Source organism: Streptomyces javensis (genome assembly GCF_039525925.1).
In the GTDB taxonomy this organism is placed as follows: Bacteria; Actinomycetota; Actinomycetes; order Streptomycetales; family Streptomycetaceae; genus Streptomyces; species Streptomyces asiaticus.
In genome coordinates this window covers 142,980-156,305 of sequence record NZ_BAAAIF010000002.1, presented here as the reverse complement: position 1 = coordinate 156,305, position 13,326 = coordinate 142,980, and the positions used below count along the sequence as shown (strand labels likewise).

The following is a 13,326-nucleotide window of genomic DNA, read 5'->3' as shown; positions in this document are numbered from 1 at the left end:
GACGACGACTACCGCGAGCATCCTGCCACTGGCCGCCCGTCCGTCCCGCCACCCAGCACCCAGCTGAGGTCGTGTTCGGTGTGTTCCCGCGACCGGGCGCTGAGCTGGTCGCTGATCCACATCTTGGTGGGCCGCGGCACCCGCGGATGGGCGACAAGTGCTTCCAGGTCCTGGCGCGTTGTCGCGTACGAGCGGCGGGTCGCGCAGCTCACCAGCGCCAGGGCGTACCGCTCCGGAAAGACCACGCGAGCGGCGTCGTCCTCCGGGCCACGCTCCTTGAGGTGCTCCCACAGTCTCCGGTACACGGCCGGGGAACCGTGGTCGAAGACGCTGTCCATCGCGCCGCGGAGGGACTTCGCGAGGTGGTTCTCCGCGGCGCGGCCCTGTCGCGAGGCCACGGCCGCGCCGATGACACGGATCAGCAGCTCGGCGGCGGGTGCCGCGCCGTGTGCGGCGCTGAGGCGACGTACCAGCTGGCCGAGCCCGCTGATGAGTCCGGCGTCGGTCGGTGGGGCGAAGGCCAGGTCGAGGGCCGTGGTGAGAGCCGTGGGGGTGAGCGGGCCGGACTCGCAGGCGGCGTGGAGCAGGGCCTTGCGGGCGGCGTTCCGGGTGGCGGCCGACGCGTCGTCGAGAAGGGGGATGCCTCCCGCCGCGTCGAACACCAGCTCAGAAAGGAAGGTGTGTGCCGTGGTGTACTCGGCGGGCTCGCGCGCCGCGACGGTTCCCACCAGCCCGAGGAAGGCCGCCCGGGTCTTCTGGTCGGAGAAGGTGCCGTACCGGGGCAGGACTTCGGTCAGGCCGGGCGCCGGGAGGACACCGGCTGACACGCAGCATTCCCAGAGGGTGAGCGCCTGGCGCTGCCGCTTTCCGCTGTTGCCCTCGGCGATCTCGTCCGCGATCAGCCCGGTGAGGGCCGGTGCCGATGCCCGTAGCGCGGCCAGCACCCGCTCATGGGCGAGGGGCGGCAGCGGACCCGTGCCCTTCTTGGCCCGGCCGGTGGTGATGGCTTCCAGCAGCACGGTGTCGGCGTCCATGAGCGCCAGGTTCACCAGCAGACCGATGTGGCGCTCGGTGTGGAGCCCCGCGTCCGTGACCGCCCGGTGCAGGGACTGGCGGACGAGGCTACGGGCGGCGGCCGGGGCGGTCGTCGCCTTCTCTATCCTGCTCACCGCGGTGGGGTGGCCGCCGAGCGCGGCCGGCAGGAGGAGCGTGGCCAGGCCGTCCCGGGACAGCCACAGCTCGGAGTCGGCTTCCCAGCCCGAGTGTTCCAGGACCTGCCGGACGCGGTGCGGGGGTACGTCCCGGTGGGCGAGGATCCGACGGGCCACGAGCGCGAGCCGTTGCGCGGGCGTGACCGGCTGGTTTTCGGGGCAGGGCAGCGCCTTGAGCATGGCGGCGAGCCGGTGGACGAGGCGTTCCGCGGCGGCGCAGTCGACGCTGAGCAGCAGGGGGAAGACCATCCGGTGTTGCAGCGCGTGCGGCGCTCCCGGCCCGGTCATCGCCAGACAGCGGTCGAGGGTGGCCTCGATGGCCCAGTGGCCGTGCGGCAGAGTGGTCAGGACCGCTGTGGCGGCGATGAGTCCGGCGTTGCCCGCGGTGTCGTGGTCATCCGCTTCGAGGAGCGCCACTGCGGTGTCGAGGCGGCGCATCCAGGGGTGGGTCGCGGTGACGGGTCCGCCATCGAGGCCGTCGGCGGGGGCCGGGTCGTCACCCGGGAGTCCGTGGTCATGGGTCCACGAGGCGGCCAGCACCCTCGCCAGGGCGGTTTGGAAGAGCTCGAGGTCGTACGACTTCCGCGCGAGGCGCACACGCTGGAGACGCTCCTGGACGGCGGCGGCCCACTCCGCGGAGCCCAGGGTTTCCCAGTGCCGGGCCCATAGGGTCAGCACGCCGGACGCCAGCTCCGACAGTCCCCGGGTCAGGGCGAAGTCGAGCGTCTCCATGAGGCCCGTCCGCGCCGACGCCACATCGACGTGTGACGTCAGCACGAGCAGCCGCGGCAGGACGTCGAGGCCCGCACCGGCCGTACGGCGCCCGGTCAGCTCCCGTACGCAGCCCCAGTCGGCCAGGGCGGCGTGGACCGCGAACGAGTTCTGGGCGGCCAGCCGTTCCAGCGCCTCGAGCACGGCCTCCCGCAGGCTGGGTTCCCGCCTCTCCCACAGCCCGTGGAGCTGTGGCAGCAGGGCGTCCACGTCCGTGTCGCGCACGGTCGGGGCCAGCACCGCGTACCGTCGCGCGACACCGTGCGGCGCGGTCGCGAGCAGCGGCTCGACGGACAGACCCACGGCCGGGTTCCGTGCCGCGACGGCCACGGCCACGGTGTGCAGGATCATGGCGTCCTCGTGCGCCGCCATGCGGATCAGCGTGTCCCGCACCGGGCCGCGATACCGTTCGGACCCCGCGGCGAGCATGAGGAGCTGTTCGAGGATCGCCCCGACGAAGAAGTCACGGGGATGGGATCCGATCCACTCGCACAGCGACCGCAGCGCCCGCGCCCCGGTGAGACGCAGCAGGCCGCGCGCGGCCGCGTACTCGAACATGGTCTGGTGGAAGAAGTGGATGCCGTCCGAGGCCCCCCTGCCCAGCACGCCCCGGTCGAGCAGCAGGTCCAGGGCCGACCGGACGCGGGCGGGTTCGTGTGGCCAGGCGGGGCGGGGGCCGCCGTGCGGCGAGGTGAGCCGCTCGACCAGGTCCTCGCGTGACAGCTCGGTACGGCCGGCCGACATCAGCACGACGGCGATCGCGCCGGTGATCGACGAAAGGTCCTCCGGCACCGTGGCGGTCTGGTTGCCGTGCTGGCGCCGGTCGGTGACGACCCGGTGGTCCCAGTAGCGGCGGTAGAGGCCGGTGGCGTCGATCTCGGCGCTGGGGAACGCCCCGTCGTCCCGGGCGAGTTCGAACAGCAGCCGCAGCTGGAGGGGGCTTCTGCACACCTCGCGCACCGGCAGTCCGCGGGCCACGGGTTCCATCAGCCTCCGCACCCGTGCCCCGTCGTCCCGGGGGACGGCGTCGGGGCAGTAGAGCGCGGCGTGGCCACGGATGGCGTGCGGGATCTCGCCGTCGTCGTAGGGGCCCAGCGACATCCGGAGGAAGCCGGTGCGCAGTCGGTTCGCCTCCTCCGGCCGGGACGTCAGCACCAGGCGGACACCGGCGGCGGCGAGGTCCTCGCACAGGTCGAGCAGCGTCATCTCGTGGTGGTCGTCGTGCAGCAGCAGATCGGCGGTGTCGAGGAGCACGACGGGAGTACGCCCCAGCGTCCGGGCGTGGGTGGCCCCGGACACGACGGTCGCGGGAGCCAGCATGGGCGTCGCGGAGGCGCCGCCCAGGGGGCGCAGCAGCCAGGCGGCGTTCACCAGGAAGACCTCGGCGCCCTCCAGAACGGTCAGATCCCGGGCGAGGCCCCACAGCAGGCTGCTCTTGCCGTTTCCGGCGTCCCCGGTGACCAGGACCGCCTTCGGATCGTCGTCGTAGAGGGCCTCCACCACCCGGTCCTGGATGGCGCGCCGCACATACAGCCCGCCGCTGAGCTGCGGCGGGGAGCCGGTGCCCGGGTCCGGCCGCGGGGAGTCCACGAGGTCCAGGTCGTCGGAGAACCGCCCTGCCCAGCGGAGGAGTTGGCGGTGCGCGGCCGGTCCGGTGTCCGGTGGGGTTCCCGCATCTGGGGGCGGGGGCGTCGGATCTTCCGGAGGCCCTTCCGGAACCGGGCCCGTGGGCGCCACCGGCCCGGGTGTGGCGGCTGGACCGCCGCCGGGCGGCAGGTCGCGGAGGACGGAGAAGGCGAAGGCGGCAGCGTGGCGCGCCGCGCGGGACTGCCAGCCCTCGGCGTCCGCGTCGTACTTCTTCCCGTCGGCGCGGTCGCTGATGCCGCGGACGATCAGGGCGGGTAACGCGGCGTTGAGATGGGCGGCCTGCGCCACGCCCGCGCCCTCCATCTCGATGGCGGCGGCGTCCTGGTAGTTCCGGCGCAGTTGCCGTCGCAGGGGCGAGTCCGCCGAGTTGAGGACGACCTCACCGGCGGCCACGGGCTTGAGGTGGACGGCCGGGCGGGCGGCGCCGGGCGGGCGGTCCCGCAGCAGATCGATCCACCCACCGGACCTGCGGGCCATCCGGGCCAGCTGGTCCAGCTCCTGACGCACCGGCCAGCCCCTCGGGCGGGAGTGGAACTCGCCGTCCTCGTCCTTGCCGCCGTGGTAGGCGTACACATGCGTGGCCATGACGACGTCCCCGAGCTGGATGTCGCCCTTGAGCGCGCCCGCCACCCCGACGAATGCCACGGCGCGCGGGCCGAACATGGTGATCGCCCGCTCGGTCAGCACGGCCGCCCCCTGGTTGCCGTCACCGAGCTCGGCGAGCGCCACCCGCCACGGCGTGCCGTCGAGCCGGCCGACCTCGAACAGGGTGCCCGCCGGGTGGAGCCGCGGCCGCGGATCGACCAGGTGCGCCCGGACCGCCTCGTACTCCACGTCCAGCGCGGTCAGCACGACGAGTGAGTCGCTGTGATGCCCGGTGCTCTCCACATCTCCCCCCGGCCGCGGTCGACCCTGGTGCGGACCGCGGGCGAAATGTTACCGTCCGCGATCTCCCGCGGCTGGGAACCAGCGGGGGTACGGAACGCTCGACGGACGTACGAGCCGCCGTGACCATCGGTATCGCCGAGCGGCGCCGGATGCTTGGATGCGCGGTATGAACCTCCCCCACACAAGCGCTTCCGCCCCGAGGCCGATGGCGGTGCCTCCGTTCGACCCCGAGCTGAGCGTCGCGCTGGAGTCCTTGGGCAACGGGCCGAGAGAGCCGGTCACTCCGGGAAATCTCGTGGCCCGGCAGGAGCGGGACGCCGCGACCCGGCCCAGGCCGACGGCCGATGACCTACGGGCCGATGGCCGTGTCGAGGTGGCGGAGCTGTCCGTCCCGGGGCTGCGGGACGGCCCCGATGTCACGCTGGTGAGCGCGCGGCCCGCCGGACGCGAAGGGCCGCTGCCGCTGCTGTACTACATGCACGGCGGCGCGATGATCATGGGCAACGCGTGGTCGGTGCTGCCACGGATCCTCCGCGAGTGGGTCCTCCCGCTGGACATGGCCGTCATCTCGGTCGAGTACCGGCTGGCACCGCGGACGCGGTACCCCGGACCGCTTGAGGACTGCTACGCGGGGCTCCTCTGGGCCGCCGGGCACGCGGCCGAACTGGGCATCGACGCGGACCGCGTCATCGTCGGCGGGAAGAGCGCGGGCGGCGGCCTCGCCGCGGCCCTCGCCCTGCTGATCCGTGACCGCGGCGGCCCCGGCATCCTCGGGCAGCTCCTGCTGTGCCCGATGCTCGACGACCGCGGACACACCTTCTCCAGCCACCAGATGTCGGGCCTCGGCATGTGGGACCTCATCTCCAACGAGACCGCCTGGAAGGCACTGCTGGGTGACCGCTACGGCACGGCGGACGTGCCACCCTACGCGGCGCCTGCCCGCGACACGGACCTCTCGGGTCTTCCTCCGGCGTTCATAGACGTCGGCTCGGCGGAGATGTTCCGCGACGAGGACGTGGCGTACGCGAACGGGATCTGGCAGGCCGGCGGCCAGGCCGAACTGCACGTATGGCCCGGCGCGTACCACGGCTTCGACGGCATGGCACCGCAGGCGGCCATCAGCAAGGACGCCCGCAACGCCCGCACCCGCTGGCTCAGGCGCCTTCTCGCGCAGTCCAGGGACACCACCGGGACGACGCCCGCCGGATGAGCAGGGTGTCCGAACGCCCTGCCGAGCGCCCTGCCGACCGCCCCCAGCCACCGGCCTCAGGCGGCCTTCGACCGCTGGCTGGACGACGTGGCCGTCGGCCGGGAGTCCGATTCCCGCGCCCCGCCGGGGATCAAGCTGAGATGACGCCGCTCACCCGCGTGTCGTGGGTCCGGGGGCGCCCCGGACAGCCAGTCCTCGACACGGTCCATGACCAGCAGCATCAAAACCAGCGTGGGCAGCACTGAGACCGCTACAACGATCACGACGAAGGGCCCCTTCCTCAGCAGGCGACCCCAACCGGGTGCCCGCGGCAGCCCAGTGCGCCAACGGTGTTGTGTGGGAATGATGTGAAGGTAAAGCGCGGTGGTGGCCGCATGGACGGGCCCGGCCCCGGGCCCCGAGGGGCAAATCCAGTGGACATCGCGTGCCCCGGAGGTAAAAGGTGACGGGATGAACCAGGAGGAGATCTGGGACACCGACGCCGCGCAGCGCTATGACACGCCCGGCACGGGCATGTTCGCGCCCGAGATCCTGATGCCGACCGTGGATCGCCTCGCCGAGCTCGCGGGCGGCGGAGCGGCGCTCGAGTTCGCCATCGGCACCGGCCGGGTGGCCGTCCCGCTCGCCGAACGAGGGGTCCCCGTCACCGGTATCGAGCTGTCGCGTCCGATGGTGCGGCAACTGCGCACCAGGGCCGACGAAGCGACGATCCCGGTGATCGTGGGCGACATGGCGACGTCCATGGCTCCCGGCGAATTCACCCTCGTCTATCTCGTCTACAACACCATCTCCAACCTGCTCACCCAGGCCGAGCAGGTCGAGTGCTTCCGCAACGCCGCCCGCCACCTCGCGCCCGGCGGCAGGTTCGTGATCGAGCTCTGGGTGCCCGAGCTGCGCAAGCTCCCGCCGGGCCAGACGGCCACCGTCTGGCAAACCGAGCCCGGCTACATCGGGTTGGACACCTACGACGTACTGCGCCAGCACGTCGTGTCACACCACTTCCGGTTCGACGACACCCGGCAGGCCCGGCTGACCCGCAGCCCGCACCGTTACATCTGGCCCGCGGAACTCGATCTGATGGCCCAGTTGGCGGGATTCGAGTTGGAGAGCAGGCACGCGGACTGGTCCGGCGCCGAATTCACCGCCGAGTCGCGCTCCCACGTCTCCGTCTACCGAATCCCGCCGAACCGGTAGTCCGCGCCGGGCGGTTCTCGGCCGCCTCCGCTTCGCCGACACCGCGGGTACCGCGTCCCAGGTCGTCGGCCACCCGCTCCGCGAGCCATCGGTTCGGGGTCTCCTACCGCTCCGGATCAGCACCCGCGGCGGAGTCGTCGGCGGCCAGGGATTCCAAGGCGGGCAGCGCGGCGGCCAGCGTCCGCCGCTCCTCGATGCTCAGCTTGTCGATACGCGTGGCGAGCCGGGCGGCGGCCTCGTGGCGCACGGCGCTGAGGAGTTCACGGCCGGCGTCGGTGAGAGTGATCAGGCTGGCGCGGCGGTCCTCGGGGTCGGGGGTGCGCTCGATCCAGCCGGAGGCGTCGAGCAGTTCGACCATCCGGGAGGTGGTCGGCAGGGCGATGCGCAGTCGGGTCGCGAGGGTGCTGATGCGCATCGAGCCATGGGTGGCGAGCGCCGCCAGGGCCGCCTGGCGGCTGGGGGTGAGGTCGCCGTGTTCGCCCCGGGCGCCCCGCAGGGCGGGGAGCAGGTACTGGAGGGTGGTACGGAGCCGCTCGGCCAGCTCCACCGATTCCGGCGCGGCGGGCGTCGGGGTTACGGGCCCCGGAGTGGCGGAACCCGGAGTGGCGGAACCCGGAGTGGCCGGGTCTGGAGTAGCCGGGCCCGGGGTGGTGGGGTCGAGCGCGGTCATCTCGGCTCCTCGGTGGGTGGTCCCGGCCCTCGGCCGGGTGGCGATGGTGGCGATGGCCCGGAGGGCCCGCCCCCGTGCACATACCCGCAGCAACGACGCCACCGCGGCCACCAGACACGCCGCGATGGCGAAGTCGAACGCGGCGGACAGGCCCTGGGAGAACGGCGGGGAGATCAGCGCCGGGAAGAAGCCGCGCCCGGTGAGATAGGCGGCGTGGTGGGCGGGCAGATGGTCGAGCACCTGCGGCCCCAGCAGGGTCTTCACCGGGTTGTAGCCGAGCAGGGAGGCGAACAGCACCCCGACCGGTGGCAGGGCGGCGACCCTGGCCGCATCACCGGCCGGGACCCCTTCCGAGGTCAGGCCGTGGGTCAGGGCGCCGGGGAGCGAACCGGCGAGCCCGGCGATCATCAGGGAGAAGAAGATGCCGATGGACAGGACGGTGGCCGAGTTCTGGAACGTGGTGCTGATCCCGGCGCCCACCCCGCGCTGATCCGGCGGCAGGCTGTTCATGATGGCCGCCCGGTTCGGCGAACTGAACAGCCCCATGGCGATTCCGTTGACCAGCAGGATCGCGGCGAACACCGGATAGCCGAAGTCCACCGGCAGCTCCTCCAGGGCCACGAAGGTGGCGGCGGCCAGCAGCATCCCGCCGGTGGCGAACGTACGGGCGCCGAACCGGTCGGAGGCCCAGCCGGAGAAGGGGCCCGCGATCAGGAAGCCGATGGTCAGCGGCAGCATGTAGATGCCCGCCCAGAGCGGGGTCTCCTCGAAGCCGTAGCCGTGACGGGGCAGCCAGATGCCCTGCAACCAGATGATCAGGATGAACATCAGGCCACCGCGCCCCAGCGCCGCCAGCAGGCTGGCCACGTTCCCGGCGGTGAACGCGCGGATGCGGAACAGGCCCAGGTGGAACATGGGTTGCGCGACCCGGTTCTCGATCAGGCAGAACACGCCCAGCACCGCCACTCCCCCGGCAATCGCGGCGATCACCGCGGGGTTGCCCCAGCCCATGGTGTGGCCGCCGTAGGGCTGGATGCCGTAGGTGATGCCGGACAGCACGGCGATCAGGCCGATGGCGAAGGTGAGATTGCCCCACCAGTCCAGCCGGGCCGGGGTGCGCACACCGGTGTCCCGCAGCTTCAGATACGCCCAGACCGTGCCGAACAGCCCGATGGGGACGGAGACCAGGAACACCAGGTGCCAGTTGAGCGGGCCGAGCAGCCCGCCCAGGATCAGCCCGATGAAGGATCCGGCGATGCCCGCCACCTGGTTCAGCCCCAGGGCGAGACCGCGCTGGTCGGCGGGGAAGGCGTCGGTGAGGATGGCGTTGGAGTTGGCCATCAGCATGGCGCCGCCCACGCCCTGCAACACCCGCATCCCGATCAGCCACAGCGCGCCGGACGTGCCGTGCATCCAGGTCACGGAGAGCAGTACGGAGAACACGGTGAAGACCGCGAACCCCAGGTTGTACATCCGCACCCGGCCGAACATGTCCCCCAGCCGCCCGAAGCTCACCACGAGCACGGCGGTGACCACCATGTAGCTCATGATCAGCCACAGCAGCAGGCTGGTGTTCCCGGGGCGCAGCGGATCCACGCCGATGCCGCGGAAGATGTCCGGCAGCGCGATCAGCATGATCGAGATGTTGATCGTCGCGATCAGGACGCCCAGCGTGGTGTTGGACAGCGCGATCCACTTGTACCGCGGCCCCGGGCCACTGTCGTCACAGGGCGGTACGGCCCCTTCGGCTCCGGCCGTACGCCGCTCGGTCGTCCAACCCACCGAGCATCACTCCCGTCGGGAGTTGGTTGCTTGATATCAACCAAGCTAATCCCGAAATGTCCCGTCGCCAAGTGGCACCAGATGGCCTGGCACCACATGGCCTGGCACCACATGGCCACGAGGGCCCCGGGCCGCGTACCAATAGCGGGCTCAGAGGTTGACCACGATCTTTCCGTGGACGTGGCGTCCGGCTTGCAGTCGCACGGCCTCGCGGATCCGCTCGATGGGGAAGGTCGCGGCGATCGGCACGGTGATCTCACCGGCGACTATGGCGTCGGTGATCCGCTTCAGATCCTCGGGGCGCGCGTTCGTGCCGCCGGTCGGGCGCACACCTCCGGGCGGGTTGGGTCCGGCGGCGACCGTGGAGATCCTCTCCGCGGGGACGCCGAGCGCGAGCGCCGCCTCGGCCGTCTCCGTGCCGAACAGGTCGGTCGCCGCGCTGACGCCGTCGGGAGCCACCCCGCGCACTCGGCCCTCCAGGCCGGGGCCGTAGGTGACGGGTTCGGCGCCGAGCTGCCGCAGGAAGCCGAAGGTGCCTTCGGCGGCGGTTCCGATCACTCGGGCACCGGCGAGCTTGGCCAGCTGGACGGCGAACACGCCGACACCGCCGGCGGCGCCCCCGATCAGGACGGTGTCGCCGGCCTTCACGTCGGCCGCCGCGAGCCCCGCCGGGGCGGTCATTCCCGCCACCGCGAGCGTGCAGGCGACCTCGTCGCCGATCTCCGCCGGAGTGCGACGGAGCGTATCCGCACCGGAGGGGTCGACCACCACCAAGTCGGCGGCGGCCCGGCCCGTCGCGGCTCCGTAAACACGGTCGCCCACGGCGAAGCCGGAGACTTCCTCACCGACCTCGTCCACGGTGCCGGCGAAGTCGGTGCCGAAGCCGGACGGAAGCGTGATGCCGAACCGTTCCGCCACGTCCGGCACCGAGGTGAGGATCCAGTCCATGGGGTTGAGGCCGACGGCGCTCACACGCACGCGGACCTCACCCGCTCCCGCGTGCGGCTCCGGGACCTCGCGGAGCTCCAGTACTTCGGGGCCTCCGAAGGTCTGGTGCGATACGGCTCGGCTCATAACGTGCCTCCACGGCCAGTGATGGGACTTGGTCCTATCACCCTACCGGATGACGAGACCAAGTCCCGTAAGCTGTGTTCATGGCTCGCTGGGAACCCAACGCATCGCGACGGCTCGCCGAAGCCGCCCTCGAACTGTTCACGGAGCGCGGTTACGAGAGCACGACCGTGCTCGACATCGCGAAGCGCGCCGGACTCGCGAAGAGCACCTTCTTCCGGCACTTCCAGGACAAGCGGGAGGTACTTTTCGGCGAGGACCCACTGACCGAGCACCTCACCACCGCGATCGCGGCGGCGCCCGCCGGGGCCGACCCGCTCGAAGCGGTGGTGTCCGGCTTCGACGCGCTCGGGCGGAACGTCTTCACGCCCGCCCATCGCACATTCGCCGTCCGCAGACGAGCGGTGATCGACGCCCATCCCGACCTCCAGGAGCGTGAGGCCCTGAAGGGCATGAACCTCACCGCTTCGATCACCCGGGCCATAGCGCACCGTGGCGCACCCGCCCTCATGGCCCGAGTCACCGCGGAGCTGGGAACACTCGCCCTGAAGATCGCCTACGAGCGCTGGAGCGACCTGGACAACACCGATGAGTTCAGCGCTGTCGCCCGACAGGCCCTCAGCGAGGTACAGGCCGCCGTCCTGTCCACGCGAAAGACGACCTGACCGCTCGGGGTCATCGGGACCTTCGCCTACCGGTCCCGTGTCATCCGCCGTACCCACTTATTTGTGGGTACTTGGCACCGACGCTCGGCCGGGCGAATCTGGTGGTGGGCGGTCGGAGGGCCGCCGGATCGGATGACACGGAGGTGGCGTTGCGTCAGGGTGCCGACTGGGCCTCGGCCAGCTTCTCCAGGCGACGGTGTCCCCAATCGGACAGGGGGGCCAACGCCTGGGAGAGGTCGCGGCCGAACGGGGTGAGGGAGTACACGGTCTTCAGTGGCAGCACATCGTGGACTTCCCGGTGCACCAGCCCGTCCGTCTCCATCTCCCGGAGCGCCTGAGTCAGAACCTTCTCGCTGAGGCCCGGCAATCGCCGGCGTAGCTCACCGGGGCGATAAGGGCCGGACTCCAGCGCCCAGAGCAGGGCGGTCTTCCACTTGCCGTCGATCACGGAGATCGCGGCGGTCACTCCGCAGACATTGGTGTCCTGAGCACGGCTGCGTGTCATCTTCGCTCTTTTTTCCTTTGCGCTATGTACGCGTATATCCATATGGGGGTTGAGTCATGTCCGTCTACTCCGAACAGTCTGCCGTCACCGTGCTCGGTCTGGGGCCGATGGGCCGCGCCCTGGCCGATGCGTTCCTGGACGCCGGGCTGCGGATCACGGTCTGGAACCGGACGCCGGGCAAGGACCGGGAGCTGATCGAGCGGGGCGCGGTGGGCGCGTCCTCGGCGGAAGAGGCGGTCGCCGCAAGCGCGTTGACCGTGGTGTGTGTGGTGAATTACGACGCGTCGGACGCGATCCTTCGGCGGGACGCGGTCATCGATGCGCTCAAGGGGCGCACTGTGGTGAACCTGAGCGCGGACACTCCGGAACGGGCCCGGGACACCGCGGGCTGGGCGGCCGACCATGGCATCCGATACCTCGACGGTGCGATCATGACGCCGACCACCGACATCGGAACGCCTGCCGCGGTGTTCATCCACAGCGGCCCGGCGGAGCTCTACCAGGAGCACCGGCCCGTGCTGGAGGCGCTGCCCGGTACGCATACCCACCTCGGCGAGGACATCGGCCGGGCGGCGGCGTACGACATCGCGCTGCTCGACATCTTCTGGACGGCGATGGCGGGCTATGCGCACGCCCTGGCGGTGGCGCGGGCGGAGGGGATCAGCGCCCGGGAGCTGGCGCCCTTCGCCAAGGGCATCGGCGCGATCCTTCCGCCGCAATTCGAAGAGACCGCGGAGGAGATGGACCGCGGCACCTTCTCCGGTGAGGTCAACCCGATGACCTCGGGCGCATCGTCCATGGCCCATATCGTTCACACCTCCGAGGGGCACGGCATCGACGCGGGGGTGATGCGCGCGGCCGAGGGCATGACGCGCCGCGCCATCGGGCTGGGCCACGGGACGGACGGGTTCATCCGCGTGGCCGAGGTGCTTGGCCGCCACTGACGCTCGCCAGTCCGAGGTGCCACGCCGGCGGCTCGCCGTCTCAGGATCGCCTTGGCCATCGTCGCCAACCGTTGACCGCGTCATTCCGGCTTACGGGCCATGAAGCTGGCGACCGTCCGCTTCACGCCTTCGTGCGGTGCTTGTACCAGTCGTGCGGTGACGGCGAGCCCGGCCCGGTCCAGGAGTTCGGCGAGCCGGTCCGGTGGCAGCAGATGGGATGAGTACGACACGGGATGGCCGCCATACGCCCGCGTCGGACGCAGCAGCTCGTCGTCCCCCACGTAGCCGACCAGCAAGAGGTGTCCGCCGGGCGCCAGGGTGCGATGGAACTCGGCGAACACCACGGGCAGCAGCTCCGGCGGGGTGTGGTGGGTGGAGTAGAAGGCCAGAATGCCACCGAGCTCGTCGTTCCCGATCTCGAGCGCGGTCATCGACCCCACGGTGAACCGCAGGTCCGGATGAGCGTCTCGGGCCAGCTCGACCATCCTCGGCGACACGTCGATGCCGAATGCGGAGACCCCCAGCCCGGCCAGGTGTGCCGTCACCTTGCCGGGCCCACACCCCAGGTCCGCCACCGGGCCACGCCGGTCCGTCCGTACGAGCTCGGCGAACGCGGCCAGCATCCCGCGCGACAGCGGGTCCAGCTCGGTGGGGTTCTTGACGCGTTCGGCGTAGCTGGTGGCGACGGTGTCGTAGGACTCCCGGACGGCGGCGAGATAGGAGGGCTCAGTCATGTGGCGAATGTAGCCGGGAGCACCGACAGAGTCC

The 13,326-nt window shown here is 71.4% G+C and carries 10 protein-coding genes; 4 read left to right on the top strand and 6 right to left on the bottom strand.

Annotated elements, in window-relative coordinates:
- Positions 1–8 precede the first annotated feature (8 nt).
- Positions 9–4,517 (bottom strand): phosphorylase family protein, encoded by a 4,509-nt coding sequence (locus ABD329_RS03345; protein ID WP_309142643.1) that lies wholly within the window; start codon positions 4,515–4,517, stop codon positions 9–11.
- 205 nt (positions 4,518–4,722) lie between these two features.
- On the opposite strand from ABD329_RS03345, the gene ABD329_RS03340 reads away from it, so the two are divergent.
- Positions 4,723–5,727 (top strand): alpha/beta hydrolase, encoded by a 1,005-nt coding sequence (locus ABD329_RS03340; RefSeq protein WP_246618261.1) that lies wholly within the window; start codon positions 4,723–4,725, stop codon positions 5,725–5,727.
- Between the two features lie 56 nt (positions 5,728–5,783).
- On the opposite strand, the gene ABD329_RS03335 is transcribed toward ABD329_RS03340, so the two are convergent.
- On the bottom strand, positions 5,784–5,990 hold the full coding sequence (locus ABD329_RS03335; RefSeq protein WP_198275820.1) for a hypothetical protein: 207 nt from the start codon (positions 5,988–5,990) through the stop codon (positions 5,784–5,786).
- 187 nt (positions 5,991–6,177) lie between these two features.
- Between ABD329_RS03335 and ABD329_RS03330 the strand changes: the two genes are divergently transcribed.
- Positions 6,178–6,921: a class I SAM-dependent methyltransferase gene (locus ABD329_RS03330; protein WP_198275821.1), complete on the top strand. Its 744-nt coding sequence runs from the start codon at positions 6,178–6,180 to the stop codon at positions 6,919–6,921.
- A 103-nt stretch (positions 6,922–7,024) separates the two neighbouring features.
- Here ABD329_RS03330 and ABD329_RS03325 read toward each other — a convergent pair whose 3' ends face one another.
- Complete coding sequence (locus tag ABD329_RS03325; RefSeq protein ID WP_309142644.1) at positions 7,025–9,373, bottom strand: MFS transporter; 2,349 nt, start codon at positions 9,371–9,373, stop codon at positions 7,025–7,027.
- 150 nt (positions 9,374–9,523) lie between these two features.
- Complete coding sequence (locus tag ABD329_RS03320; RefSeq protein WP_344315923.1) at positions 9,524–10,447, bottom strand: NADP-dependent oxidoreductase; 924 nt, start codon at positions 10,445–10,447, stop codon at positions 9,524–9,526.
- 80 nt (positions 10,448–10,527) lie between these two features.
- Here ABD329_RS03320 and ABD329_RS03315 point away from each other — a divergent pair, with 80 nt between their 5' ends.
- Entirely contained in the window at positions 10,528–11,109 is a 582-nt protein-coding gene (locus ABD329_RS03315) for a TetR/AcrR family transcriptional regulator (protein ID WP_198275823.1), read from the top strand.
- 154 nt (positions 11,110–11,263) lie between these two features.
- Here the strand turns inward: ABD329_RS03315 and ABD329_RS03310 are convergent, their stop codons facing one another.
- Entirely contained in the window at positions 11,264–11,614 is a 351-nt protein-coding gene (locus tag ABD329_RS03310) for a winged helix-turn-helix transcriptional regulator (protein ID WP_138913065.1), read from the bottom strand.
- A 56-nt stretch (positions 11,615–11,670) separates the two neighbouring features.
- Here ABD329_RS03310 and ABD329_RS03305 point away from each other — a divergent pair, with 56 nt between their 5' ends.
- A complete protein-coding gene (locus ABD329_RS03305; protein ID WP_198275824.1) occupies positions 11,671–12,558 on the top strand; it encodes an NAD(P)-dependent oxidoreductase in 888 nt (295 codons plus the stop codon).
- Positions 12,559–12,638: 80 nt separating this feature from the next.
- Here ABD329_RS03305 and ABD329_RS03300 read toward each other — a convergent pair whose 3' ends face one another.
- Positions 12,639–13,292, bottom strand: coding sequence for a class I SAM-dependent methyltransferase (locus ABD329_RS03300; RefSeq protein ID WP_198275825.1), 654 nt, complete (start codon positions 13,290–13,292; stop codon positions 12,639–12,641).
- Positions 13,293–13,326 lie beyond the last annotated feature (34 nt).